Raw genomic sequence first — 1,374 nt, forward strand, 5'->3', positions numbered from 1 at the left:
GTACTACGGCGGCGACCTCCGGGGCATCACCGAGCGGCTGGACCACATTCAGGCGCTCGGGGCCGACGTCATCTACCTGACGCCGTTCTTCCCGGCCCGCTCCAACCACCGCTACGACGCCGCCACCTTTTCCATGGTGGACCCGCTGCTGGGCGGGGACGAGGCCTTGGTGGAACTCGTCCAGGCCGCCCACGCCCGCGGTCTGCGGGTGATGGGTGACCTCACGGCCAATCATTCCGGCGACGCCCACGAATGGTTCCAGCGCGCCCTGGCCGACCCGGCCTCCGAGGAAGCCGGGTACTACTACTTCAATGCCGACCACACGGCGTACGAGTCCTGGTACGGCGTCAGGTCGCTGCCCAAGCTCAACTGGGCCTCCCCGGGCCTGCGCGAGAAATTCGTCCTGGATGACGATTCCCCGGTGGCGCTCTGGCTCCGGCCGCCGTTCAACCTGGACGGCTGGCGGATCGACGTCGGCAACATGACCGGCAGGCTCGGCGGCACCGATCTGAACTACGACGTCGCCCGGCTGATCGCGGACCGCGTCCGTTCGATCAACCCCGAGGCGGCTCTGCTCGCCGAGGCCACGAATGACGCGGCACCCGACTTCAGCGGCGAGCACTGGCACGGTGCCATGACCTACTCCAACTTCACCCGCCCGCTGTGGTCCTGGCTCGCAGGGGACGCGGGACACGTCAATTTCTTTGGAACCCCGCTGCCCGGCCCCAACCGGACCGCCGCGGAGGACTTCCTGGCCACGCACCTGGACCTCGCTTCCGCGTTCAGCTGGGACGTCCGTCAGCAGAACATGAACGCCCTGAACAGCCACGACACCGCGCGGGCGGCCACCGTGATGATCGACGGCGGCCAGCGGCTCGGCGCGCTGCTGATGTTCACCCTGCCGGGCGTTCCCGTGGTGTTCGCCGGCGACGAGTTCGGACTCAAAGGCGACAACGGGGAGTCCTCCCGGACGCCCATGCCCTGGGACGACCCCAGCCGCATCCTCACCGACCTGACGGCGGACTACGCAGCCCTCACCGCGCTGCGCCGGGACCAGCCCGCACTGACGGGCGGCGGCGTGCGCTGGCTGTACGCACGCGGGGACGTCCTGGCGTTCGTGCGTGAAACAGGGCAGAGCGCAGTGCTCGTGGTGGTGGCCCGGGCCGGGGCGGAGGCGGAACTGGCTCCCGGAACACTCTCAGGGGCCCAGTTCGCGGCCCTGTCCGGGCGGCCTGCCTACGCGGCGGGCGAGGTCAAGGTGGAACTGCGGCGGGAGCCGCGCGGGGCGCCGGGCGGGGCGCCGGAGCCATCGCCGGACGCGTCTGCCGGGAAGATCAGGGCGGATGAGGCCGCCCGATCCGCCCTGATCCGCAC

The 1,374-nt window shown here is 70.6% G+C and carries 1 protein-coding gene; it reads left to right on the forward strand.

Features of this window, described 5'->3' with window-relative positions; genetic code table 11:
- Window positions 1–1,374, forward strand: a 1,374-nt coding sequence (locus LQV45_RS32785; protein WP_230011789.1) for a glycoside hydrolase family 13 protein, incomplete at both ends; no start/stop codon positions are given.

The sequence above is a fragment of the Microbacterium sp. Bi128 genome, assembly GCF_918698205.1.